This window comes from Pseudomonas sp. GNP012 (assembly GCF_054343835.1).
The window spans coordinates 5,733,960-5,757,988 of record NZ_JBTGUU010000001.1 but is presented as its reverse complement, the minus strand read 5'-3'; the positions used below and the strand labels follow the sequence as shown (position 1 = coordinate 5,757,988).

The window sequence follows — 24,029 nt, the reverse complement described above, 5'->3', positions numbered from 1 at the left end:
CATGCAGAACTACAAAAAGGTCTTCCTGGCTGCCGCCGTCACCCTGGCGTTCAGCGCCAGTGCCATGGCCGAAACCCTGAAGATGGGCATCGAAGCGGCCTACCCGCCGTTCAACAACAAAGATGCCAGTGGCAATGTCGTCGGCTTCGACAAAGAGATCGGCGACGCCCTGTGCGCCAAGATGAAAGTCGAGTGCACCGTGGTGACCTCCGACTGGGACGGCATCATCCCGGCCCTGAACGCCAAGAAGTTCGACTTCCTGATCTCCTCGATGTCGATCACCGACGAACGCAAGCAAGCAGTGGACTTCACCGACCCGTACTACTCCAACAAGCTGCAGTTCATCGCCAAGAAAGACGTCGACTTCAAAACCGACAAGGCCTCGGTCAAAGGCAAGATCATCGGCGCCCAGCGCGCGACCTTGGCCGGCACCTTTCTGGAAGACAACTATGGTGACGACATCACCATCAAGCTCTACGACACCCAGGAAAACGCCTACCTCGACCTGACTTCCGGCCGTCTGGACGGCATCCTGGCCGACAAGTACGTCAACTACGAATGGCTGAAAAGCGACGCTGGCCGTGCCTACGAGTTCAAGGGCGACCCGGTGGAAGAAAGCGACAAGATCGGTATTGCCGTGCGTAAAAACGATCCGATCCGCGCGAAGCTGAACACCGCGCTGAAAGAAATAGTCGCTGACGGCACCTACAAGAAGATCAACGACAAGTACTTCCCGTTCAGCATCTATTGATTCTGACCTGCCTGACCGGCGCCTGATGGCGCCGGTTCTCGGCCTTGCCTGCCGCGATTTGAAAAGAAATCCATGATTATCGACCTCTACGGATTCGGCCCGGCGCTCGCCGCTGGCGCGCTGATGACTGTGAAACTGGCACTCTCGGCCCTGTGCCTGGGGCTGGTGCTCGGTCTGCTCGGCGCCTTGGCCAAGACTTCCCCGTACAAGCCGCTGCAATGGCTTGGCGGCACTTATTCGACCCTGGTTCGCGGCATCCCGGAATTGCTCTGGGTGCTGTTGATCTACTTCGGCACGGTCAACCTGATGCGTGCCCTGGGCGAGTTCTTCGGCAACCCCGACCTCGAGCTCAACGCCTTCGCCGCTGGCGTGATTGCACTGGGCCTGTGCTTCGGCGCCTACGCCACGGAAGTGTTTCGCGGTGCGATCCTCGCCATCCCCAAAGGCCATCGCGAAGCCGGCGTGGCCCTGGGCCTGTCGAAGTGGCGCATCTTCACCCGGCTGATCATGCCGCAGATGTGGCGCATCGCCCTTCCGGGCCTTGGCAACCTGTTCATGATCCTGATGAAAGACACCGCGCTGGTGTCGGTGATCGGCCTGGAAGAAATCATGCGTCACGCGCAAATCGGCGTGACCGTATCCAAACAACCGTTCACCTTCTATATGGTGGCCGCGTTCATGTACCTGAGCCTGACGGTGCTGGCGATGACCGGCATGTACTTCCTGGAAAAACGCGCCGCTCGCGGCTTCGCGAGGAGCACCCAATGAACTGGGAAGTCATCATCAAGTGGCTGCCGAAACTGGCCCAGGGCGCGACCCTGACCCTGGAACTGGTGGCCATCGCCGTAATCGCCGGTTTGCTGCTGGCCATTCCGCTGGGCATCGCCCGCTCGTCGCGCCTGTGGTGGGTGCGGGCCTTTCCCTACGGCTACATCTTCTTTTTCCGGGGCACGCCGCTGCTGGTTCAGCTGTTCCTGGTCTACTACGGCCTGGCGCAGTTCGACGTGATCCGTAACAGTTCGATGTGGCCGTACCTGCGCGATCCGTTCTGGTGCGCCACGGCGACCATGACCCTGCACACGGCAGCCTACATTGCGGAAATCCTGCGCGGTGCCATTCAGGCGATACCACCGGGCGAGATCGAAGCGGCACGGGCGCTGGGCATGTCCAAGCCAAAAGCGCTGTTCTTCATCATGCTGCCGCGCGCGGCGCGCATCGGCCTGCCAGCCTACAGCAACGAAGTGATCCTGATGCTCAAGGCCAGCGCCCTGGCCAGTACCGTGACCCTGCTGGAACTGACCGGCATGGCCCGCACCATCATTGCCCGGACCTACCTGCCGGTGGAGATCTTCTTCGCCGCGGGCATGTTCTACCTGGTGATGGCTTACGTGCTGGTGCGCGGCTTCAAGCTGCTGGAGCGCTGGTTGCGCGTCGATGCCTGCCAAGGGCGTTGAGGATGGCGTGTTGACGGGCGAGGCCTTGCTCGCCCGCTTCACCGCGCTGGGTGCTTTTCTGACAGAGCATCAGGCACTGTGGAAACCTCGGCCGTTCACTCATCTGCAACTTCCCTGGGAAGCGTCCTACCCAGCTCTGGCCGAATGGCTACGCAAGCGGTCGCTGGAAGACGCGGAAAACGCCCACAATCAACCCGCCCTACTGAATGCGCCGGAACCCTTTGCTTCCTTGGCATCGATGTCCGTTGCCTTGAGTGCTGTGGATGAATTGCCTGCACACACACTCGAAGCGGCCGGCCATCGGCTGAACGTCGATGTACCGGGGCGCAAATGGCAGCAGATCGAAGCTTTCGCCAGTCGATTGCAGTTCTGCGAAACACCGAAGCATTGGCTGGACTGGTGCTCGGGCAAGGGACACCTGGGGCGACGCCTGCTGCAGCCTGGGCAACAACTGACTTGCCTGGAATACGACCCGGCACTGGTAACCAGCGGCCAGGCACTCAGCCAGCGTCATCACCTGCATGCGCTGCATATTGAACAGGATGTGCTCGCGGCAAACGCAGCTACTTTACTGAGTGCGCACCACACGCCCGTCGCGCTTCACGCCTGCGGTGATTTGCATGTGCGGCTGATTCAACTTGCCAGCGCCACAGGCTGTAAACAGCTCGCCATCGCGCCGTGCTGCTACAACCGGATCAGCCTTGCCCAATACTCGCCGATTTCCTCGGCCGCCCAAGGCTCCGGCCTACAGCTTTCCCTCGACGACCTCGCGTTGCCCATGAGCGAAACCGTCACCGCTGGCGCCCGCGTGCGCCGTCAACGCGACACCTCCATGGCCCGGCGCCTGGGCTTCGACTTGCTGCAGCGGCAACTGCGCGGCATGGACGAGTATCTGCCGACCCCATCCCTGCCCAGCGCCTGGCTGGACAAACCCTTCGCCGATTACTGCCATCACCTGGCCGCACTCAAAGAGTTATCCACAGTCGGCCCGCAAAATTGGCCAACCCTCGAAGCCGCCGGTTGGCAGCGCCTGGCCGAAGTGCGCAACCTTGAACTGTTACGCGGACTTTTCCGACGTCCGCTGGAGCTTTGGCTGGTTCTTGACCGGGCACTTTTCCTCGCCGAGCAGGGCTACAGCGTCCGCGTCGGCACCTTCTGCAAAACCCCGCTCACGCCGCGTAATTTCCTGCTCCTGGCCGAACGCGCTTAAACACATCCGCCCTGTGGATAACTCTGTTGATGAAATAATCGTGGATCCAATATCTACGCCTGTTTCAGGCCAAAATCCACACTGTTCATTTTTTGTACACCCGCATAAAAAATCGAAAAAACAGGCATTTGCGGACAAATGAGAACGGATCCACAAATTCGGCCTAAACCCGGTGCGCCGCCAATGCCATTGTGCATAAGCATTTAACCAAAACGACATAAACGCCTAATCCCGGACCGCAGACAGGGGAAATTGCACCCTTTCATTACTCTTGATATACACACACGCAAGGGCGCCGGCAGCGCGGCCACGAACAAGAACATTCCTCCGACAGGATGCGCCAGTGACGTTCATTTCCTACGCACAGAATTTCGAAGACATACGCCTGTGGCGCGCCCTCAAAACCGTCGAGAACGGCTTCTACATCGACGTCGGGGCAAACGACCCCACCCACGACTCGGTCACCAAGGCGTTCTACGACAACGGCTGGACCGGCATCAACGTCGAACCGATGCCCAACTACTACGAAGCCCTGTGCCAGCAACGCCCCAAAGACACCAACCTGCAATGCGCGGCCGGGGAAAGCGCTGACGATCTGACCTTCTACGGCATCGCCGGCACCGGCCTCTCGACCCTCGACCCGGCCATGGCGAAAATGCACAAAGACGCCGGAATGGACGTGCGCACCCAGACGATCAAGTCCCGCACCCTGAGCTCCATCTGCGAAGAACACGCCCGGGGCCGCGCCATCCACTTCCTGAAAATCGATGTCGAAGGCCACGAAGAAACCGTCCTGCGCGGCATGGACTTCACCCAGTGGCGGCCATGGGTAATCCTCATCGAAACCCCTTGGGCCCGCGACCAGACCTGGGAAACCCTCGTCACCGACGCTGGCTACCACTCCATCCTGTTCGACGGCATCAACACCTACTACCTCGCCGAAGAACACCTGAACCTCAAACCCGCCTTCGACATCCCGCCGTGCAACCTGGACGAATTCCAGTTCTGCAAAGGCCACAAGTTCAGCCACCCCGTCAGCGACGCCGAACACCAACTCACCGCCGCCTTGCAACGCGCTGAACAGGCCGAAGCACAGCTGCGCGCAATGCAAAACAGTCGAACCTGGAAAGCCATCCAGAAACTCAAGAAAACCTTGCTACGCGCCTGACCCGAAGCCCGTGCAAAAATAGTCAGAATTCAGGGGTTTACAGAACCTATCCAATCGCTATAATCGTCGCCCTGACACGCCGGTATAGCTCAGATGGTAGAGCAACTGACTTGTAATCAGTAGGTCCCGGGTTCGATTCCTGGTGCCGGCACCACATTAGGCTCCATTGCATTCCACCGAATGCTCTGGAAGCCCCGAAAACCCGCCCTTTGGCGGGTTTTTTCGTTCCAGGACCCTCTGTCGGGATCCAACAAAATCCCCCTTCCCCGAGGGTATGTTAGGGGTACTGCGATTTCCCGATCAGGAGCGCGTACCCCTATGCCACGTCTAGCGATCCCCCTCAGCGACCTGCAATGCCGCACCGCCAAAACCCGCGAACGCGCCTACAAACTGTTCGACGGCGGAGGCATGTACCTTTTCGTCAAACCCAATGGCGTGAAGACCTGGCGCTTGAAGTACACCAAGCCCAGCGGCAAGGAAGGGACGCTCATCATTGGCAATTACCCCATCGTTACCCTTTCCATCGCACGACGTAAGCGAGACGAAGCCAAGGCGTTGCTGCTAGACAACCTCGATCCAATGGAAGAAAAGAAAAAGGCCAAGATCGTAGCCCAACGGGCGGCACTGCTTTTCGAAACCGTTGCTCTGGAGTGGCACGCTGATATGTCCCGCCGCTGGACCGAAGGCCACGCAAAAACCGTAATGAGCCGACTGCGCACCCACGTCTTCCCGCTGATCGGCCAACGACCCATCGCTGAACTCGATACCCACGACTTACTAGAGATCACCCAGCGCATCAAGGAACGCGGCACCATGGATGTGGCGTTAAGGGTACAGAACTACTTATCCACCATCATGCGCGGGGCCAAAAGGGCTCGTCAGATCACCATGAATCCTGCACTGGATCTGGCAGGCTCGATTCACGCACCGCGCACAGTCCATCGCCCAGCCCTCTCCCTCAACCGCCTACCCGAACTGCTGCACCGTATCGACAACTACAACGGCCGCGAGCTGACACGCCTTGCCGTGCTGCTGACGCTGCATGTGTTCGTCCGCTCCAGCGAGTTGCGCTTCGCTCGATGGAGTGAGTTCGACTTCCAACGCGCCATGTGGGAAATCCCCGATACGCGCGCACCGATTGAAGGGGTACGCAACTCCACACGCGGGACCAAGATGAACGGCGACATTCAAATGGTTCCGCTATCGCCGCAGGTCATAGAAATACTGGAGCGCCTGCGCAGCCTGAGTCGCTTTTCAGAGTTGGTGCTACCGGGCGACCACAAGTACTGGAAGCCCATGTCCGAGAACACGGTGAAACACCATGCTCCGCAACGTCGGCTATGACACCAGCAAGGACGTGTGCGGCCACGGCTTCAGGACCATGGCCTGTAGCGCCCTGCTTGAGTCCGGGTTATGGACCGACGCAGCCATCGAAAGACAAATGAGCCACAAGGAACGCAACCGTGTGCGTGCCGCGTATATCCACAAGGCCGAATTCCTCGAACAGCGCAGGCTGATCATGGCGTGGTGGAGCAACTACATCGACGCCAACCGCCATGGGCATGTGACACCCCACGAATTCGCTCACCCAGTCGGCGACAACATCACAGCCCTACAAAATAGCCGTGGCGCATCCAAACGTGGGTAAGCCTGTGAGATCACCGTTGTCCGCCCTTCCACGCGGGTCCATCCAAGCGGGGCTGCAAAGCCGCCCTGCTTGGATGGACCTCATTTAAAAAATCTAAAGCCCACGCAAATTGTCTGTGGAAAACCATAGATTTCCACCGGTGGATAATTTCATCCACATCCGCAGAATTCCCGAAAATTCGAGCCTTGACCCAAATTATCCACAGGCGTAGAAAAGATCGGGCAAAGCGCTGTCTTTGACAGCAACCCAGGTAGCCAGAACCTTTAAGGCTACGCCACACCGTGGTGGTTCTCCCAAAGTGCGATTAGCGTCCGGCGGCTCGCACGGTCACTCACCGAGTGATGGATGCCTACTTTAGATCGTTGCCATTGCGGCAAATACATCCCCCTACCCAGCTGCACTGCAGCAACCTTTCCGCTTGACCATTTCACTGCGCCAACCTGCGCCCGTCTCTTTCTCCCGGAAAGAGACGGGCGCTCCTACCGCTGCTGCAGCCCATCTCGTACAAGGCTTTGCGGCATTCCCCCTCGTGACAATCGGCGTGACAAACACCGAAGTCACCAGCAACAGCGATGCAGATGATGGTGCCGCAGCCCAGGGAATGGACTGCACCTGACTGACAGTCAGGCACGCCCCGGTCATCGCATCACTGCCTTCACCCGGCTCAAGATCTCGCGGCGTTGGTCTCGTCAGCCAATGCAGCCTCCACCCGCCCACTTCCTTGGAAGTGTTCAGGAGGCCAGATCATGAGATGCCCAGGCTCCCGGTCGTAAAGAGCCGCCAGTCCCGCGTTAGTGGACAACCCTCACAGGTCGCAGGGGCCTTGATCCCTGATAACACTCAACATTCTTGGCGGGATGACGTGGGGAAGGTTTTACAAGTGTGGCTTACAGAGGAGTTTGGTCATGGGATTGGTCGGTAGACGGGAGGGGCGTAATTTTGGCTATGGCCGGCAATTGAGCTATGCCGGGCCGCAGGCACTGAAAGACCTGTTTGGCGGTGGGCATTACGGGACGGTCAAAGCACACAGTGATCGTTGGCAGGCGTTTGTGCGCTGGTGTCGCTCGGAGGATGGGCCGGGGTTTAACGATGCCCGGCAAATTGATCGACAGACCCTGCGTGACTATGCCGAACATCTGCGTCACCACGTTGAACAAGGTGAGCTCGCCATCACCACTGCGCAAAATCGATTATCCAGCGTTAACCGGACTATGGCTGCGCTTCGCGGTGATCAGTATGTGAAAGTGCCGAATCCGAGCAAGGCGCTGGGAATGCGGCGCACCAGTGTTCGCTGCTCGGTGCCGCAAGGCCAAGACCCCGAACACGTGAAGCAGATCGTCGACGCGCTCTGCGAACACAAAATGCTGCGCGCGGCGGCCATCGCTCAGTTAGCGAGATCCACCGGCATGCGCTTACGCGAGGCCATTTTGGCGGACCTACCGCGTTTAAAACGTGAGGCCGAACACTACGGCAAGATCAACATCCAGAATGGCACCAAAGGTGGCCGCGCAGGTGCGTCGGCACCTCGCTGGATCACGGTGAACGATCACATCCGCGGTGCACTGGCATTCGCCCATCATGTCTCGCCCGACGGTAGCCACAACCTGCTTGCACCGAACGAAAGCTACCTCGATTTCCAACGGGGAATCGTCCGTCCTGCACGGGACATCCTCCATCAGTACAGTCTCAAAGGTTTCCACGAGTTGCGCGCGGCCTATGCATGCGAACGCTATGAACAAATCACCCATCATCCCGCACCTATCAACGGTGGCCGTTGCTGCCAGCTCGACCAACACCTTGATAAGGATGCCCGAGTGAAAATCACCTATGAGCTGGGACACGGCCGTATCGGCGTGGTGTCGGCTTACATTGGTAGTCGAGCATGAGCAAGCCATTCGACATGGAGCTATTCCTAGTAAGCGTCTTGACCGGGTCGCATTCCACGCGCCAACGCCACATTTGTCAGGCGAAGACAATCCAAACAGCAATCGCTGAGCGTTGGAGTCGAGATAATCCATGGACCTGGAGACGCAAACATATTGCTTGGTTTCTAATAAACAAAAGAAATGGCCGAAGCGAAGCCACTTGGTATTACTATAAGCTTACAATTAAATTAATAATTAAGCGCCTTGGAAAACAAGACGCTTTAGAGCATAACACATGACAGATCAGGTCACCCAGCAGGCTTGGTTTTTACCTTTTTACCAGATTTATAACTAGCTCCAACATTGCGAAAATCAAACATATTCATTTCAAAAGACGATATTGATACTTGGTGGGAGCCATGAACATGAGTTATAAGTTTGTCATGCCGTTCCTTATATGGCGCTTTAGCAACCGAACCGCCAAATTCTCCTGTATTAACCAATGCAACATGCTGATACATGTGATAATACAAGGCATCCACCATTGAATCAAATGTGGTCACATCTTGATTTAATGCAACGACCAGGTATGCATCTGACTTATCTTTCAAGTCGGCACTAATCTTAATATCCGTAGCGTCATAGCATACTGACCCTGAAAGCGTGAATCCTTTATCCTTCGGAAATGCTGGATGCACCAACTCAATTAGCAATTGATAAGGACGCCAAGGTTTCACCTTACCGACCTCGTCCTTCATCATATTAAACTTACCCTGAAGCCGGCTTATAAACTTCTTACCCGACGAAAGCTTTTGAGGTATGAGCCATTTCGCTACGTTATTGGGTCCCTCCACACCAGGGAGATTTATAAAAGTTAGACCTGTAAAAATTATTGCCCCAGTCTTATTCGCGAGCTGGTGCAAAATATCAACATCTTGCTCACTAACTGATAACTCCGGCCAAATTATAAGATCTATACTGCTATCCTTGTAGTTTAGGTCATCGATACTACGCTGACTATGAGCCTTGTGTAAAATTAACTCAGCAACAGAAGCTATATGCCTACGATGCCTAGACCTATATTTAGGTGTATCCAACATAAGCCCATGCTCTTGAAAGTCTCCCTTCAACGGCAACAAAGATTGGACCATAACAACTTTTAGCGATTTCTTGTCCTTCTGCCAACCAAAGCTAAGCTTTTCGACATATGCAGGAATACCAGTCATTTTACAGAATAGTTCTTTCTGATATTCCAAGCGTTCAATTGTTAATTTCTGAAGGGCTTTAATATCCCATACTTTTGGCCATTCATAATTTCCCTCATGCAAATTGGTTCCTGGCCATTGCAATAAAGCAAACAGAAGACTGGATACCCAGTTAGACATAGGTGCCGTCTCACCATTCAACGCTTCAGGAGAGTGCATCATGCCTAACTGCCGCTTCATAAAACTCGATCTCAAGCCTATATATCGAGCCTGACTTGAGTCAGCCGGAGTCATGGAAGACCAGTCTACATTGCCCATGAGGCAACTACGCAGAAAGATACCTAACCTATATAGAGGCTTGTGATTATCCTCAATCCATTCCGGTAAAGGAAATATCGGATCCTCATCGAAACCAATCACGATACTGAACCGAACATCCAACGATTGAATCTTACCCCAATTTGAACAAGTTATCTTACAATTACCTAGATCAATATTAGCAGGAAGATCCAACGTATTGTCAGTTAAAGAATTCAAATTGCAATCGAAGTCCCCACCACTCATCAATGCTAGCAACAAAGCAAGAGCGGCATTCTCGTGTGCAAACGGATTATCAGGCCTTTTAACAACCCCAAGAAGGGAAATAGGTCTTCCATTGAAACGGTTAAGGTCGCCCGTGATTGCTAACTGGAATAGGCCCGCCTTTTCCATAACCCCCTTACATTCAGATATCCAACCGCAATCATTATTTTTCGCATAATCAGCTAAAGCAAACAAAAACTCTGGCGACTCTACAGCAATCTTTTTGCAAAAACGGAATACATCTGCTCTATATAGGCCGCCGACAGGCAGAGGAAACACCTTTACAAAAGATTTTTCTAACAAACAACTGACAGCGCGAACAACCAAGCCCTTGTCGCGTGATAACTGATAGGAGAGAAGTGCATTTGCTACAAAATCAACAGCACTCATTTTTGCTGAGATATTACGATAGCCCTTCATCATTTTTGTAATGATATTAAAGTCATCACTATTCGTATCTTGATCTAAAGGTGAGTCATTCCTAACCAAGCAATAGAACATTGCTTGGTCAAGAAGATTTTTATGCGTAGACGGAGAAGAAATTATCTTAACCGCTAGATTTTGTAGGTGCTCAAAAAAGCCACTTACGTCAGCATGTGCTGGAAATGTCCATTTTTCTTTTGTATGTATTAATGTTGCCGCGTGACGAAAAATCTCTCCCAAGCAATATTGAGCAACTTGCTGCTGTTGGAGTTCGGCCTCACGCTTAGTGACTGACGTTAGCTGGCCTAATACAGGCTTAAGGATTCGTTTATCTGGAAAAAGCTCTAACCCTTTTTTCAACAAAAGAGTTAAAGATGGATCTTTACTCCAACATGAAATAAATTTTCGAGCCATCCGTTCTTGTAAATAATCCCAGGCTCCTGGTTTAGGGTTACCATTCTCGTCTAGCTCCTGCGAAAAGAAACTTCGCTTTTGCTTCAACAAAGCATGAATCTTATTAGCTGAAAATCGTAGCAGCGTGTCATCACGAACGTCATTACTAGGCGCTTCGATAATTGCCAAAGGGTTGGTGTTATCCTGATCCGTTTCGGATGCTCGTAGACTATCCGCCAGACCAATCAATCCCTCCAGATGACCTAGTTGCTCATCCACTTCTGTGGCAGATAGCGGGCCGCTGACCTTGCTTTGAATATCTTTAAGCTTCGTAGAAATCCCAGCACGCTTATATCTAAATTTTTCTATTTTAGTCTTATCATGATTAAACTTCAGACCAAGCGCTAAAAGATGACCACCTATCTTTTCATCAATTACAGACCTTATTTCTTCCGAACGAATGCCGTCATCTACTAAAATAATCAGTCTCATATCGTCGACATAGCGACAATAATCCACAAGATGAATGTTTTCCGAAAGATCCTGACCTATTAGAGCCTGAGCAATCTCATCGAACTTCAAAAGATAAATATTGGCTAGAAACCCACCCACAACCAAACCCTGTGGGATTCCACTTGGAATATTTTCTTGATTACTTTTGCATACTGCTTCATAAATAGCTGGACTAGTTGCATCCCACTTCCAACTAACAAAGCTTGCTAACAACTTCTCAACAATCGGATCCAGATTGTTATCGCACAAGGCTCTAATACCAGATGCTAACTTGCTACGATCTATATTATCGTAGAATTTAGCTATATCTAAATGAACCTCGAAGACGTGTTGCCCCTTGAGCTTTTGCTGCAGCGCCTCCGCTCCAAAATACAAAGGCCTAGCAAGAAATTTTTGGTAATCCGAAAAGTACTTGCTGTAACTCGTACTGTTACCCCATGCGAATGTCGCATCAGAGTCCTTAAATTGACAATAGAGGCGATTACCATAATTTACTATTCTTTTCTGATGAACCTCATTTAGATGAGTAGCCGTATTTCCTTGACTAGATTCGACCTTATTGACCAAGCACATCATGAGCGCCATCAATAAGCTTTGATCACGAATAGAAACATGAGCTAAAGGTCTAAGTGGTTTCGGAGTTTTTGCCTCCGGACACCATTTATGAGTAGAAACCTCAGATGCGTCAAACCCCCAACCGACCATATCCATATCTAATATATTTAGATTCTGAGCTTTAACAAAAGTCCAACGTTCGGCTTTTGGTGCAGGCACTAGCCGTAAATCGTCGAAAGAAAAGTCTGGACTCTTTAAGTCAGCGAGCCAATGATCGAGACGTTCATCCAGATCAATTGCCGACCTATCGAGTTCAAAGTTATCAGCATACCAATTCGTCGAGCGAATATACTGATGTGCTTTTTTCCAGGCTTGGGCAAGCACAACTTTATCTGTCAGATACTCGAAGGTAGGCTGCAGCGCACGATATTTATTTGCAAGTAATCCCATTTTTTCATAGCTCAGAAATGTACAATCAATCTAGTTTATTTTATTAGTTGCAGACTAATTGAGATCAGCTACGTAACGCACGCATGCCTACCCCGCACAAAACCAGATCAGTCACTGGCTAAAACACGAAATCTAAATGGTTAAATAATATTTGAGCAATGAAAAACTCTAAAAAACATCCCCCTCAGCTAACCGTCTGAGGGATAAATTACTAATGGATTAAAATAACGACCTCACACAGGTTGCCTTGCATGTTTAGCAGCAACAAGTTCTTTATACTCTATTACTTCGCGCACAACCGAGTGTATATGGTGATTGGTATCAATAGATATCCAATCTGAAGACGTCCCCGAAAACTCACCTTGGCTGCAACGGAGAATCTCATTGTCTCCCCAACTAAACTTTTCTTTAGCCCAGTGCCCTGATGCAATAACTAACCTTGCAAGCTCCTGATGCTGGGCACCTTTGAGGCCCTCTGTCAAAGGGTAACCTCTAGCGATGAATATCTCCTTATCAATTGTATAACGGATCTTTCCGTTCGCATGTGAAGGCCCACCTGTTTCTTTGGAATTAGGCCCGCGGATGCCATAATCACTGAAACCTAGCGACTCTAATCCAGGTTGCACAATAAGAGATCTCCATGCTGACATCTCTTTCCTAAGAACTAAGCCGGTGCTATTTTTGTCTTTAATCGCGGAAGATATGAAAGCAGGAAGTGAACACCCAGCCACCCTAAAATTATTAAATCCAGCTCTTTTTAACAGGGCTATTGCTTTTTCCGACTTAAATATAATGTCAGGCACAGTGTGCTTTTGAGAAGATACGTCTCCAAAATCGATCATAACCATTACCAGGAGCGGATCAAGATCCAAAGTATCAGTTATCTCGCTCAGACGCTCTAATACAAATTCTTCCTCCGAGAGTTCCTCCACCGTATCCGAATCCATAACAAGGCGCAGAACAAAATCACACCCAGAGGCTAGCCGAGCCCCACGAAGCGCATTAACGTAAACAGGATCATCCCATCGAACATAATCAACAACTAGATTAGCTGTGACACGAAATGACTCCAACTGATTCCGTAGAAATGGAATCACATGCTCGCCACCCTCTGTTTGAGCACTGGTAGACCACTTCGGCATATCTAAGAAAATTTCACGAGTCTTCCAAACCGTGGAGATCTCCGCAGCAATACCGCTCAAGTAGGATTCAATTGGAGGAAACAGCTGACCGCTAAGCTTTTCAAGCTTATCGTCGTTAACTGGTGAAATATCGAACCAAGGTATAACTTTCTCCGCTGCGAACTTCTTTAGCTCTGCAAGAGCGGTGAGCTCACCGAGTTTTGCTTTCAAAATTGGGACGTAAACAAGTTTCATAACTCACCATTAGAATGATTAGAAAGTAGTTTTCTAACTTCACCACGCCCCAACAAATCAGAAAACAACTGGTAGTTTTCTTTTTCTCGTTGGATTCTCCCTGCGATGATCGCAGGATGTATTTTTAATTCTCTGGATAACTTATCTATATTTTCTCTGCTGGGGTCCAAATAGGCGCCGGAGCGTTTCCAAGTTACCCTAGGGATACAGGCCTCTCTTGCTATTCGATTTGCTTCCGCTTCTCTTCTGTCTTCTGAAGAAGCATCTAAATCATCCAGGAAAGCCTCTTCATTTCCTATATGCTTCCATATATGCGCAACTTCGTGAAGCAACGTGAACCAGAAGTTATCTAATCGGTCGTACCTAAGTGTCAAGCCTATCACGGGGGTTCCGTCTACATCCTTCAATGCGGCACCATCTAACATGGTACCCTTCAGATGCGGCTCAATTATCACTGCTATACCATGTTTTTTAAGGAACTCGATAGCAAGGAGAGGTCCATTTTCAAACCAACTTAGCTGGGCCAAATCCTTCAAAAATGAACTCGACAGCTTACTTTGGTCAAATGCACCTAAAAGATGGCTACTCTCTCTAGCGCGCTGAATAACTCTAAGAAGCCATACATACAAAGAATATTTGGTAGTCGGTGAGTATGCATCACCTAATGGCGTACGCCTGAATGCGGCCTCCCCAAACTGCCATCCTATAAGTGACACGAATTCCCGAAGCGTCTCTTCAGTAGTTTTGGAAGCTTTACCTATAGCTTTATCAATCCATCCCCTAGCGACCATTTCTTTCACTGGGAATCGAGACCAGTCAACTTCGTCCGTCGATTTTTTTTCTTCTGTATGGGACAATCCAAGTAAGGTCTCTGCCGAAATCCCCAATCCAACTGAAAGAGCTTTTATCATAGGAACAGTCAGCGGGCGTTTGCGACCCAGAACTTCTGACACCCTGCTCCTAGTACCAAAGTAAGGAATCAGATCCGCTTGTTTTAAATTTCTTTCGTGCATCCTAAACAGAATTGCATCGATTGGGTCGGGGGCATCAATCGGATGTTTTTTATTCTCATAATCCTCAATAAGAAGAATCAGGACCTCAAGGCGATTACTTTCCGAAGAACCAGGTTTAGGCATCATTGACATCAGCCTATCCACCTCACTCAGATAAGCTCGGTGCTGTTCTTCTGTTCTTATGACCTTAGTGTCCATCAATTTCTTCTGCACCTAATAGCGCGGTTATGAGCGCGATTTTTTGAGGAAACACAATTTTCACCTCTAACCAGCACTTTGCTAAATTCACTTCAAAAATAAAAACACCGGTCTTCCGCTCTCTTGCCGAGGGAAATTGATCAAAGAGATCAGCTTCCTGCGTCCACACCGCATGGATAATTTCAGCTACCCATGCGCTGACCCACGTGTCGATTTCTGGTCCGCGCCCTCTCAACCTATCGAGCATGTCCTTACCAACCAGATGCATAGTAATGTTCCCAATTTGGGATCAATATAAATCCCTTCCGAACGCGCGTCAACCGCATAAATTCCCAAAACGGGAACACCATGAGTATCTTCATGGTAGCGTTTTATCATCACCCCCAACAAGCTGCTGAATCTGTGGGGGGATATGGAGGTGGATGGTTAGAGAAAGTCGCAGAGGATTCAGAGTGTGGGGGATCAACAGACTCAAAATTTTCACGCCGTCATGTCATGACATACGCTTGGAATCAAACGAAAAAATCTATAAAAGTCTGTGTCGTAGGTGGCTATGGACATCTTCTGGAACGCTATAGAAAACATGAGATTTGGTAGACGCCTTTTAAAGATGAGACGTGGATGACGTACCGGCTTCGACTCCAACAAGATCCATAACTAGCTGATTTATTTATAGTTACTGGTCGGGGTACGCCAAATTTTCCACCGACGTCTAAACCCGCAGGAAACCTGGCCTCGCCAAAAGCTACCGTTCGTCTGGTGCCGCACCATATAGAACAACGACTTAGGCTCACCTTACGGTGGGCCTTTTTCGTTTCTGGGGTTTCATACCCGATTTGGTCACAGCTTCTCAGTTGATTGGAGCTGGCGACAGCCTTTTGACTGGCACCGCGCTGCACTGCTGGGTGGGCTCCCGCGCTGGTTTTACGCCGAAAGGACTCCCCACCCACACTGGCGCAGTACTTGACCTTCCTGGGCTACAAAGAACGCACCGAGCCGAAAGCTGCGGCGATAAAACTCGGCCTCGGGATCGTGCCGAGCACCGGCAAGAGTGCCTGTCGAATCAACGACACAGTTCGTCCCGCAAGACGTCCACCACACGTTCCTGCTGCTCGTCCGACATACCGACCCACAGCGGCAGTCGCAACAAGCGTTCCGAGAGGCTCACCGTGTTGTCCATGGCGCCATGGACACGGCCGTAACGCTGGCCAGCCGGCGATGAGTGCAGGGGCACGTAATGGAAGACCGAATTGATACCCTCTCGCTTGAGGCCATCGAGCACCGGTTGTCGCGGCACGTCTGCGGGAAGCAGCACGTAGTACATGTGCGCGTTGTGCTGGCAGTCGGCCGGCACGATAGGGCGGCGCAGTGCCCCGCTGGTTTCCTGCGGCGCCAGCAATTCGTGATACCGCTGCCAGATGGCCAGCCGCGACTGCGTGATGTGTTCGGCCTCTTCCAGCTGCGCCCAGAGAAACGCGGCAGTCACGTCCCCTGGAAGGAATGACGACCCGACTTCCTGCCAAGTGTATTTGTCGACCTCGCCGCGGAAGAAACGGCTACGGTCAGTGCCTTTTTCGCGGATGATTTCTGCGCGCGACACATACCCAGGATCATTGACGAGCAATGCGCCGCCCTCGCCCGAAATGACGTTCTTGGTCTCATGGAAGCTGAAGGCGCCGAAGTCCCCGATACTGCCCAGAGCCCGGCCCTTGTAAGCGGCCATGACCCCCTGCGCCGCATCCTCGACCACCTTCAGGTTGTGACGCTGGGCGATCTCCATGATCGTATCCATCTCGCAACTCACGCCCGCATAATGAACCGGCACGATTGCCTTGGTGCGCGGCGTGATGGCCGCCTCGATCAGCGTCTCATCCAGGTTCAGGGTATCCGGACGGATATCGACGAACACGGGCACGCCGCCGCGCAAAACGAAGGCATTGGCCGTGGAAACGAACGTGAACGAGGGCATGATGACTTCGTCGCCCGGCTCGATGTTCAGCAACAACGCGGACATTTCCAGCGCTGCCGTGCACGAGTGGGTCAGCAAGGCCTTGCTCGAACCGGTACGTTCGGTCAACCATTCATGGCACCGCTTGGTGAACGGGCCATCGCCGGCAAGGATATTGCCGAACTTGGCTTCAGCGATGTAATAAAGTTCTTTCCCCGTCATGTAGGGGCGATTGAACTGGATCTTTTTGTCTTCCGCCATTTGGGCCTTCGCACGCAGATTTTAGTCGGGTCGAACTAGACATAACGTCGTTATGCAAAGTGGGGTCATCCACTCTTTTTCCGGACGACAAGCAGCCTGGAAGCACCGACCGGAAAACTCACTCCCACCTTGATGAGCAAACACTCCAGCCACATCACGAAACCAAACAGCATATTGAGCGCCTTGGGTACCGCTAATTCGGCGGTCTCGCTCGTATCGCCCCGCTGTTGCTTCTTGGCGCCGCGTGAAATCATCATCGCCGGCAGCAGTAACGAGACGAACGATGTGCTGCGCACAACGGAAAACCCCGCCTCTTCCACCTTGCGATGCAGATCGGCGGCATCGTAGCGCCGCACGTGGCAGGAATATTCATCCACCTGGCTCCACAGCCACTGATGCTGGGGCACGGTCAACAGCATGATTCCCCCGGGCTTCAGGGCACGGTGCATCTGCTGGAGCACCACGGTATCCGCCTCGATGTGCTCGATGACATCGAACGCGCCAATCGCTTCGAACTCGTCGATGTAAGGGATATCGCGTGCATCCATCTGTACGAACTCCACGCCGGGCAAGCGAGAGGAGGCAAACTTCAGCCCGGTCGAGAACATCTCGCTGCCAAGCAACCTGGCCTTGGGAAACGCCACGGCGACCCGACTCAGAATGAAGCCGGTACCGCACCCGATTTCCAGAAATGAACGCATGCGCGGCGCATATTTCGTCAGCGCCCATGTAATCAACCTGCCGCGCGCCCGGAACCAGAAATGGCCGCTTTCAAGATGCGCGTAGGTCTCGTAGAAATCGGCCTTGAAGCCCTCCTGCTTGTCCTCGAGTTCTGGCGCAAACGCGGCAAAACCGTTCTTTCGAGCCACCTGATGTCCACACTGGGCACAAGTCCATTGCTCCGAGGCATACGGCGTCTCGCATTCAGAACAGATCTTCACGCCTGGTTCCCATGTGGTTGGTCATGACGAAAGACGAATAGCTTGAAGACGACGAACAAGAAACCTCCTACAACGAAAATGGCAGCGGCCTGGACCCACTGATGAGGATATCCCAGCTTGTCGACGAACACCGTCAGCAAGGCGAGGTTGAGCAAATAGCCGGCTGCGTGCGCCAGACCGAAGCGCCATGCCGTCCCCACGACGTTGCCGCGATGCTCGAACGCCCAGTTGCGGTTGCCCAGGAAGCTGATGCAGATGCCAATCACGTACAGGAAGCTCATGGCCAGCTTGAATGGGATGCCCAGCCACGTCAATGCAAGGTAGGCCGCATAACCGATGGCATTGCAGGCGACGCCGACGACTGCGTAACGGAGAATGGGTCTGATCACGGGCCGCCAGCGCTGCATTAGAATCACTCATCTCCCCAGACGGCAATCCCGAAACCCGTCTTGCCATAGCCGTTGCCGTTATAAAGCATGTAGCGTCGACCGGCATGATCGAAGACGAACGGGTAACAGATCATCTCCGAATCCCAACCCGATTCCGATACGTCGATTCCCACCTGCTCATCGTGCCGCGTCCATTGCACACCATCGGACGAGGTCGCGTAGCGGATCCGGTAGGTGGGACAGTCTTTTGTGGCCCGGGAGCAGAACCACATCCGGTACATGTCCGCATCCTTGAGCACGCGCGGCACACCCAGGGCGTACTCGTGTTCGTCACGGAACCCGATGGCAACCATGCCGTTGCGCTCCCACTCGATCCCGTCGGCGGACTCGGCATACTCGAGATGGTAGAAGTGCTTCGCTTCCGAAGGGCCTTGCTCCCATCGCACACAGGAGGTGAACCAGGCCCTGAATCGTCCGGCCTCGAACTGCACCTCAGGGGTGGCGACGAAGTGAGGAAGATCGCGGGTGCGGTCGATGACGGGGCCGCGGAACAGCCTCTCGAAGCGCTGGGTGGCCTCGTTCCATTCGGCCAGGCCGATGGAGTTGCGGATCTTCACCGTTACGCCCAGGTTGATCCCGGTGTAGTACAGCAGCTTGCGGCCACCGACGTTGACGATCGAATTGGGCAAGGCGCCACTGTCGTCGAAACATCCGAGGTCGCCCGGTTCGAGGACCGGATCCGGATGGACGCGCAAGACCTTGGTCGGGTCCCGCATGTCGATCTCGAGGAAGCCGCCGTGTCCGCGATTATTCTTGTCACGCGATGAGAAATAGATGCGATACAGGTCGCCGTTCACCTGCTCAGCAATGGGAATCATCGCGTGAGAATACAACCAATCGCTCTGCCCTTCTGCGCAAAATATCTTGCCTAGTTTTTTCCACATGGGATTTCTCACGCCAATGATGAGGGTCTTCAGATGTTCCTGACGCGGGTACTCGGTACGCGCGACCGTTCGGTGGCTTGTCCGACGTATACGCCTTCGGCAGCGGCATCTCCAAGAATCAGGGCGCCGGCGCCGATGATGCATTTCTCGCCGATGGTGACGTGATCGCGAAGGGTCGCGTTGACGCCGAGAAAACAGCTTTCCCCGATCGTCACACGGCCGGATACGACGATGTGCGAGGCCAGGAAACAGTGGTCCTCGATACGCGAATGATGTCCGACGTGGTTGCCGCTCCACAGGGTCACGTTGTTGCCGATGCGCACGAAGGGCTGAACGGTATTGTCTTCCAGGATGAAGCAGTTCTCGCCGATGTCCTCTGTCAGCACCGAGGCTCGCGAACTGATGTAGCTGACCATTTCGTAGCCCAGCGCCTTGACTGCCAGATATTTTTCCTTGCGGATCTGGTTGAGCTTGGAATAGCCGAGCGCGACGAAAAAGACATACCGGTCTGGCGGGTAGATCTGGGCGACTTCATCGAATGCCACCACCGGAAATCCCATGAAGCTCTTGTCGGCCGGCATGTAGGCGGGATCGACGGCAAACGCCTCGACCTGATAGTCGGAGTCGTTGGAAAAATAATAGAGTGCGAGCTCGGCGGCGTCGGTGAGACCAAAAATAATGAGTTTTTTCATTCGATGCTCCGCGTCTCAGCCTGACGGTAGACGTTCCGGACGATAGTGTAGGGTCTCTGTTTGACTTCGGAGTAGATCTTGGCGAGATAAATCCCGACCACGCCGACGAATGCGATGATCAGGCCGCCGAGCAGCCAGATCGAAGCCATCAGCGACGTATAGCCGCTGGGTGGGTTCGCCAGGAGCAGCCAGTTGACGACGAGATAGCTCGTGTAGGCGGCCGACAGCAGGAAGATCGCGCAGCCCACCACGAAGATTCCCACCAGCGGCGCACTGCTGAAGGCAGTAATCGAATTGACCAGTTGCGCCACTTTCTTTCCCAGTGTGTAGGTCGTCTCGTCACGACTGCGCTTGTCGATGGTCTGCGCACGCTGATCGAAGCCGGTGATCACCCACAGCCCCGCCATGAACAACTCGCGTTCGTCGTGCTGAATCAGCGCGTCCACATAGCGGCGCGTCATCAGCCTGGCGACGACGATATTGTCGGGCATATCCAGCCCGCTGAGGAACCGGAAGAGTTTGTAGAACACCCGCCCGGTCCAGCGCTCGAAGTGCTTGCCTTTTCGCTGCTGCTGGACACCGTAGACCACATCGGCCTTTTCGCGCTCCATCTGCTCGCTGAACGAGAGCAACCATGTCGGATCTTCCTCCAGGTCGCTATCGAGCAGGAAGACACGTTCACCGCGGGCATGTCGCAGGCCCGTCATCATGGCCTTGTGGTGGCCGAAGTTGCGCGAGAGATCGACCACCACCACGTGGTGATCGGCTTCGCTCAACTGGACGGCCAGCTCCAGGCTTGAATCGGGCGAGCCGTCGTTGACCAGTACGATCTCGTAATCGTCTCCGACCAGTTGTTGTGCCGCCTGGCTTGCACGGAGATGGAACTCCTCGATGAACTTGGCCGAGCGGTAAAGCGTGGCGACGATGGACAGCTTCATGCTTTGACATGCCTCATGTAACGGCGCGCGTCTTTGCCGCAATTGAACAGCAGATCCAGGACGGTGACGCCATGGGTGAATTCCCCCCAGAGTTGCGGATACTCGGGGAAGCCGGCGTAATCGAACCATTGCAGCGCAATGCCGGCGTCGTCGAACAGCGGCGCCTCGATGTAGTCCTTTGCCGCCGGCCCCGACAGGTATTGCGTCGCACCGGCCTGCTGACAAAGGTCCACCAGGCGGGCGGTCCGGGTTTTGTCGCCGGCAGACATATAGTCCCAGCAATTGGTAATGCGGGTTTCAATACCGATGTATCGGCAAATCGCTTCCATGAACTTGCGGTTCATCGACGACAGGCCCGTGTGGGTCTCCGCCAGATAGAGCGGCTCGAGCCACTGGGCGACCTCATCGAAGAAAGGCGCGCGCCGATAGTTGCTCTGCAGCGTTTTCCAGTGCTTGACCTGCCAGGCAGGGGCCAGCTCGACATCGCGAATGCGGCGGCTGATGCCTTGCCCGACAGGCACACTGAGCCACTGGACGCCTTGCGGCGTCTTGATCTGGTTGCGATTGCGCCAGTCGTTCTTGGTGAACTGCATGTCGTCGTAGAGGATGAACTCATCGACCGCAGCGATCATGTCGAAATAGCCCTTCCAGGGTATGTAGTTCGACTGAAGAATGGCGACGGTCTTCATGGCTGCTTGATGCTCGCGTCCCAGGCGCCCGGGAAGTAACACCCCTGGCATTTTGCCTGCGCGACCTGCTGGAGATGGAAGGAAATGCAGAACAACAGCACCAGCGCCCAGAAACGCAACGCAACCGGTGAAGGTTTGAACGCAAAATTCAGAACAATCGCGACGAACACCGGTGCCATCAGCAGGTAGTCATACAGGTACGGATGAATGGCAACGGCCTGCGGCCACAGCAGGCTGGTCATCACGTATTGCGAAAAAAGCAGGAAGTAGAACAGGCCGATGCCGGCCAACGGGGAGGTCCCCGTCGGTGCCGCAACGCCGGCAGGTTCACGCCGTTTGATCATGCGCAAACAGGCCAACTGGGCTACCAGGAACAGGATCGGCACGGCAATGGTCGCAAATGGCCGCGGGAACTGCGGAACAAGTACCGACTTCACGACGTTGGTGAAATAAGTGGTGTCGCCATCCAGGCCAGCGCGAAACAGCCAGCCGCTGTTGGACGAGGTGAAACCCAGTGCCTTCGATATCAGCGGGGACGGCAGATAGAAGGCAACGGCCGCCACGATGGCCACCAATGCCAGACGACACATCCGTCTGTCGAGACCGTCGCTGCGGCATGCCCAAACCATCAAGGCGAGGCCCAGCAACGCTGCCGAGATCGGAGAAAACACGGCAAACAACACGATCACTGTCATGACCGCTGCGGACCGTTCCGGATTTTTCCAGATCAAGAACGCAGCCAGCGCCTGAAACGCAAATATCAATGGGAACGTATTGTCGACGTTGAATCTGGCCGAAGTAATCCAGAATCCCGGTATCGACACCATGAATACGACCGATAACAGAATCAGCAGTCCCTGACCGAATGCCAGGCGCTTTTCCACCAGACGGGACAGAAAAAAGAACGTAACGCCTGCCAGCGAAATAATGTTCAGGAAAGCCCCTGTCACTCTCATCGGTAAGGCCGACACATACATTTCCACTTTATAGAGGGCGTACATGTAGAACAGATAAGCCGTGGAGTGGTTGGAATACGCGATCTTTTTTGCGTAGTCCTCCATCGAATAGAAGACGAGAAAACCGTGCTGCGAAAAAGCGTGTTGCTCCCAGATGGGGAACGTGAAGTTTCTCAGGCGCTCGGGCGCGATCGCAATCTGGCTTGCCGCTTCCCGGAAGCCCAGGGAGTACACCACGCCGATGGTTATGACGACTGCCAGCAAGTATAAGCAGGAGAAAAGCTTATTATTTTTTATAAAGATCATCTTTTCTGATATTCGCAATACGCTTGGGATAATTGGTGCCAGTGCGGGAGGCCCAACGCGGCATTTGCTGCCAAACGAGGTAAGAATCGGGTAGCGATCGGGGGAATGGCCCGTAGTTATAGAGGATTACGGTCAGGCGGCAGCGCGATCATAATCTAGATGTACGGTCTGGTGAAGCGCTCCTCCCGGAGAATGGCGAATTGATTCATCGTACTTTTCCAGTCGTGGGCGGGTGTTGGCGAAGCTGCCAATGGTCTTTTCCTTGTTTCGTATACAACGGATTTTTCTGGTTTTAGTTATCTGGCGAATCATGGAAAAACGCCGGGACAAGCCGCTTGTATTCACTAGTTCCCGGGGGCGATTCCTGGTGCCTGCCCCCTACAAAACAAAGCCCTCGTAGAAATACGAGGGCTTTGTTGTTTCTGTCGTCCGGAAAATCAGGCCTCAGTGACCTGCACTCTGCCCGCCATCCACGTGCAGGATTTCGCCAGTAACAAACTTGGCGCCGTCCAGATACACGACCGCCTGCGCAATATCGTCTATCTCGCCCATGTGCCCGACCGGGTGCAGATTGCCCAGTGCTTCATGGGTTTCTGCGCCGTGCATCGGGGTCTTGATGATGCCCGGGCTGACCGCGTTCACCCGGATTCCGCGCTTGGCGTATTCGATCGCCAGGGATTTGGTTGCTGCGTTAAGGCCGCCCTTGGTCAGCGAAGCCAAGACCGATGGCACACCGTCGATGGCGTGATCCACCAGGCTGGTGGTGATGTTGACGACGTGGCCGCTGCCTTGCTTTTCCATCTCGGCGATGGCGAGTTGAGTGATGTAGAAGAAGCCATTGACGTTCACCGACAACACATTGGCGTAGTCTTCTGCCGTGTATGCGGTGAACGGCTTGGCGATGAAGATCCCAGCGTTGTTGACCAGGGTATCGATGCGACCGAAACGGGACATCGTTTCACGGATGACGCGCTGGGCAGTTTCCGGCTCGCCGATGTCACCGGCCACGGTGAGAATGTCCGGATCGGTGGATGGCTTGATCGAGCGCGAAGTGGCGACGATCCGGTAACCGAGTTCACGAAAGGCTTTGACCATACCGTCGCCGAGACCTTGTGACGCGCCGGTGATTACGATGACTTTTTTCGAAATGCTCATGATGAA

The 24,029-nt window shown here is 53.5% G+C and carries 20 protein-coding genes, 1 tRNA gene and 1 pseudogene; 9 read left to right on the top strand and 13 right to left on the bottom strand.

Annotated elements, in window-relative coordinates; genetic code table 11:
- The first annotated feature begins 1 nt into the window (after nucleotide 1).
- The 9 genes and pseudogenes from ACXX83_RS26090 to ACXX83_RS26050 all read left to right on the top strand — a co-directional run bounded on the left by ACXX83_RS26090 (nucleotide 2) and on the right by ACXX83_RS26050 (nucleotide 8,395).
- Entirely contained in the window at nucleotides 2-751 is a 750-nt protein-coding gene (locus ACXX83_RS26090) for an ABC transporter substrate-binding protein (protein ID WP_217836916.1), read from the top strand.
- A 72-nt stretch (nucleotides 752-823) separates the two neighbouring features.
- On the top strand, nucleotides 824-1,519 hold the full coding sequence (locus ACXX83_RS26085) for an ABC transporter permease (protein WP_217836915.1): 696 nt from the start codon (nucleotides 824-826) through the stop codon (nucleotides 1,517-1,519).
- The gene (locus ACXX83_RS26080; protein ID WP_217836914.1) at nucleotides 1,516-2,205 is read left to right on the top strand and encodes an ABC transporter permease; all 690 of its coding nucleotides are present in this window, start codon (nucleotides 1,516-1,518) and stop codon (nucleotides 2,203-2,205) included. The genes ACXX83_RS26085 and ACXX83_RS26080 overlap by 4 nt, the downstream gene beginning before the upstream one ends.
- Nucleotides 2,186-3,415, top strand: a complete 1,230-nt coding sequence (locus ACXX83_RS26075) for a methyltransferase (RefSeq protein ID WP_458549987.1) — start codon at nucleotides 2,186-2,188, stop codon at nucleotides 3,413-3,415. Before ACXX83_RS26080 ends, ACXX83_RS26075 begins: the two co-directional genes overlap by 20 nt.
- Before the next feature lie 343 nt (nucleotides 3,416-3,758).
- The gene (locus tag ACXX83_RS26070; protein ID WP_458549986.1) at nucleotides 3,759-4,583 is read left to right on the top strand and encodes an FkbM family methyltransferase; all 825 of its coding nucleotides are present in this window, start codon (nucleotides 3,759-3,761) and stop codon (nucleotides 4,581-4,583) included.
- A 78-nt stretch (nucleotides 4,584-4,661) separates the two neighbouring features.
- Nucleotides 4,662-4,737: transfer RNA gene (locus ACXX83_RS26065), tRNA-Thr, on the top strand.
- Between the two features lie 164 nt (nucleotides 4,738-4,901).
- Nucleotides 4,902-6,231: pseudogene (locus ACXX83_RS26060) on the top strand (tyrosine-type recombinase/integrase).
- A gap of 905 nt (nucleotides 6,232-7,136) precedes the next feature.
- The gene (locus tag ACXX83_RS26055) at nucleotides 7,137-8,117 is read left to right on the top strand and encodes an integrase domain-containing protein (RefSeq protein WP_458549985.1); all 981 of its coding nucleotides are present in this window, start codon (nucleotides 7,137-7,139) and stop codon (nucleotides 8,115-8,117) included.
- Nucleotides 8,114-8,395 carry a hypothetical protein gene (locus tag ACXX83_RS26050; protein WP_458549984.1) on the top strand — a complete coding sequence of 94 codons (282 nt, stop codon included), beginning with the start codon at nucleotides 8,114-8,116 and terminating at the stop codon, nucleotides 8,393-8,395. Before ACXX83_RS26055 ends, ACXX83_RS26050 begins: the two co-directional genes overlap by 4 nt.
- Before the next feature lie 9 nt (nucleotides 8,396-8,404).
- On the opposite strand, the gene ACXX83_RS26045 is transcribed toward ACXX83_RS26050, so the two are convergent.
- From ACXX83_RS26045 to ACXX83_RS25985, 13 genes are all read right to left on the bottom strand, one after another.
- Complete coding sequence (locus tag ACXX83_RS26045) at nucleotides 8,405-12,217, bottom strand: RNA-directed DNA polymerase (RefSeq protein WP_458549983.1); 3,813 nt, start codon at nucleotides 12,215-12,217, stop codon at nucleotides 8,405-8,407.
- A 233-nt stretch (nucleotides 12,218-12,450) separates the two neighbouring features.
- A complete protein-coding gene (locus ACXX83_RS26040; protein WP_443700803.1) occupies nucleotides 12,451-13,593 on the bottom strand; it encodes a beta family protein in 1,143 nt (380 codons plus the stop codon).
- A complete protein-coding gene (locus tag ACXX83_RS26035; protein ID WP_421147454.1) occupies nucleotides 13,590-14,804 on the bottom strand; it encodes an ImmA/IrrE family metallo-endopeptidase in 1,215 nt (404 codons plus the stop codon). The genes ACXX83_RS26040 and ACXX83_RS26035 overlap by 4 nt, the downstream gene beginning before the upstream one ends.
- A complete protein-coding gene (locus tag ACXX83_RS26030) occupies nucleotides 14,794-15,072 on the bottom strand; it encodes a type II toxin-antitoxin system HigB family toxin (RefSeq protein WP_458549982.1) in 279 nt (92 codons plus the stop codon). The genes ACXX83_RS26035 and ACXX83_RS26030 overlap by 11 nt, the downstream gene beginning before the upstream one ends.
- Before the next feature lie 795 nt (nucleotides 15,073-15,867).
- Nucleotides 15,868-17,013 carry a dTDP-4-amino-4,6-dideoxygalactose transaminase gene (gene rffA / locus ACXX83_RS26025; protein WP_458549981.1) on the bottom strand — a complete coding sequence of 382 codons (1,146 nt, stop codon included), beginning with the start codon at nucleotides 17,011-17,013 and terminating at the stop codon, nucleotides 15,868-15,870.
- A gap of 65 nt (nucleotides 17,014-17,078) precedes the next feature.
- The gene (locus ACXX83_RS26020; RefSeq protein ID WP_458549980.1) at nucleotides 17,079-17,882 is read right to left on the bottom strand and encodes a class I SAM-dependent methyltransferase; all 804 of its coding nucleotides are present in this window, start codon (nucleotides 17,880-17,882) and stop codon (nucleotides 17,079-17,081) included.
- Nucleotides 17,883-17,950: 68 nt separating this feature from the next.
- Entirely contained in the window at nucleotides 17,951-18,361 is a 411-nt protein-coding gene (locus ACXX83_RS26015) for a GtrA family protein (protein ID WP_217836907.1), read from the bottom strand.
- Between the two features lie 5 nt (nucleotides 18,362-18,366).
- Nucleotides 18,367-19,287, bottom strand: coding sequence for a glycoside hydrolase family protein (locus ACXX83_RS26010; RefSeq protein WP_458549979.1), 921 nt, complete (start codon nucleotides 19,285-19,287; stop codon nucleotides 18,367-18,369).
- A 29-nt stretch (nucleotides 19,288-19,316) separates the two neighbouring features.
- Nucleotides 19,317-19,979: an acetyltransferase gene (locus tag ACXX83_RS26005; RefSeq protein WP_217836905.1), complete on the bottom strand. Its 663-nt coding sequence runs from the start codon at nucleotides 19,977-19,979 to the stop codon at nucleotides 19,317-19,319.
- Entirely contained in the window at nucleotides 19,976-20,917 is a 942-nt protein-coding gene (locus ACXX83_RS26000; protein WP_458549978.1) for a glycosyltransferase family 2 protein, read from the bottom strand. Before ACXX83_RS26000 ends, ACXX83_RS26005 begins: the two co-directional genes overlap by 4 nt.
- The gene (locus tag ACXX83_RS25995) at nucleotides 20,914-21,606 is read right to left on the bottom strand and encodes a WbqC family protein (protein ID WP_104451184.1); all 693 of its coding nucleotides are present in this window, start codon (nucleotides 21,604-21,606) and stop codon (nucleotides 20,914-20,916) included. Before ACXX83_RS25995 ends, ACXX83_RS26000 begins: the two co-directional genes overlap by 4 nt.
- A complete protein-coding gene (locus ACXX83_RS25990) occupies nucleotides 21,603-22,826 on the bottom strand; it encodes a hypothetical protein (protein ID WP_458549977.1) in 1,224 nt (407 codons plus the stop codon). The genes ACXX83_RS25995 and ACXX83_RS25990 overlap by 4 nt, the downstream gene beginning before the upstream one ends.
- A gap of 486 nt (nucleotides 22,827-23,312) precedes the next feature.
- A complete protein-coding gene (locus ACXX83_RS25985) occupies nucleotides 23,313-24,023 on the bottom strand; it encodes an SDR family NAD(P)-dependent oxidoreductase (RefSeq protein WP_458549976.1) in 711 nt (236 codons plus the stop codon).
- Nucleotides 24,024-24,029 lie beyond the last annotated feature (6 nt).

Bases quoted from the DNA above. Each gene is read 5' to 3' on its own strand.
- ACXX83_RS26090 (WP_217836916.1), top strand. From the start codon at position 2: ATGCAGAACTACAAAAAGGTCTTCCTGGCTGCCGCCGTCACCCTGGCG.
- ACXX83_RS26085 (WP_217836915.1), top strand. From the start codon at position 824: ATGATTATCGACCTCTACGGATTCGGCCCGGCGCTCGCCGCTGGCGCG.
- ACXX83_RS26080 (WP_217836914.1), top strand. From the start codon at position 1,516: ATGAACTGGGAAGTCATCATCAAGTGGCTGCCGAAACTGGCCCAGGGC.
- ACXX83_RS26075 (WP_458549987.1), top strand. From the start codon at position 2,186: ATGCCTGCCAAGGGCGTTGAGGATGGCGTGTTGACGGGCGAGGCCTTG.
- ACXX83_RS26055 (WP_458549985.1), top strand. From the start codon at position 7,137: ATGGGATTGGTCGGTAGACGGGAGGGGCGTAATTTTGGCTATGGCCGG.
- ACXX83_RS26050 (WP_458549984.1), top strand. From the start codon at position 8,114: ATGAGCAAGCCATTCGACATGGAGCTATTCCTAGTAAGCGTCTTGACC.
- ACXX83_RS26045 (WP_458549983.1), bottom strand. From the start codon at position 12,217: ATGGGATTACTTGCAAATAAATATCGTGCGCTGCAGCCTACCTTCGAG.
- ACXX83_RS26040 (WP_443700803.1), bottom strand. From the start codon at position 13,593: ATGAAACTTGTTTACGTCCCAATTTTGAAAGCAAAACTCGGTGAGCTC.
- ACXX83_RS26035 (WP_421147454.1), bottom strand. From the start codon at position 14,804: ATGGACACTAAGGTCATAAGAACAGAAGAACAGCACCGAGCTTATCTG.
- ACXX83_RS26030 (WP_458549982.1), bottom strand. From the start codon at position 15,072: ATGCATCTGGTTGGTAAGGACATGCTCGATAGGTTGAGAGGGCGCGGA.
- rffA (WP_458549981.1), bottom strand. From the start codon at position 17,013: ATGGCGGAAGACAAAAAGATCCAGTTCAATCGCCCCTACATGACGGGG.
- ACXX83_RS26015 (WP_217836907.1), bottom strand. From the start codon at position 18,361: ATGCAGCGCTGGCGGCCCGTGATCAGACCCATTCTCCGTTACGCAGTC.
- ACXX83_RS26010 (WP_458549979.1), bottom strand. From the start codon at position 19,287: ATGTGGAAAAAACTAGGCAAGATATTTTGCGCAGAAGGGCAGAGCGAT.
- ACXX83_RS26005 (WP_217836905.1), bottom strand. From the start codon at position 19,979: ATGAAAAAACTCATTATTTTTGGTCTCACCGACGCCGCCGAGCTCGCA.
- ACXX83_RS26000 (WP_458549978.1), bottom strand. From the start codon at position 20,917: ATGAAGCTGTCCATCGTCGCCACGCTTTACCGCTCGGCCAAGTTCATC.
- ACXX83_RS25995 (WP_104451184.1), bottom strand. From the start codon at position 21,606: ATGAAGACCGTCGCCATTCTTCAGTCGAACTACATACCCTGGAAGGGC.
- ACXX83_RS25985 (WP_458549976.1), bottom strand. From the start codon at position 24,023: ATGAGCATTTCGAAAAAAGTCATCGTAATCACCGGCGCGTCACAAGGT.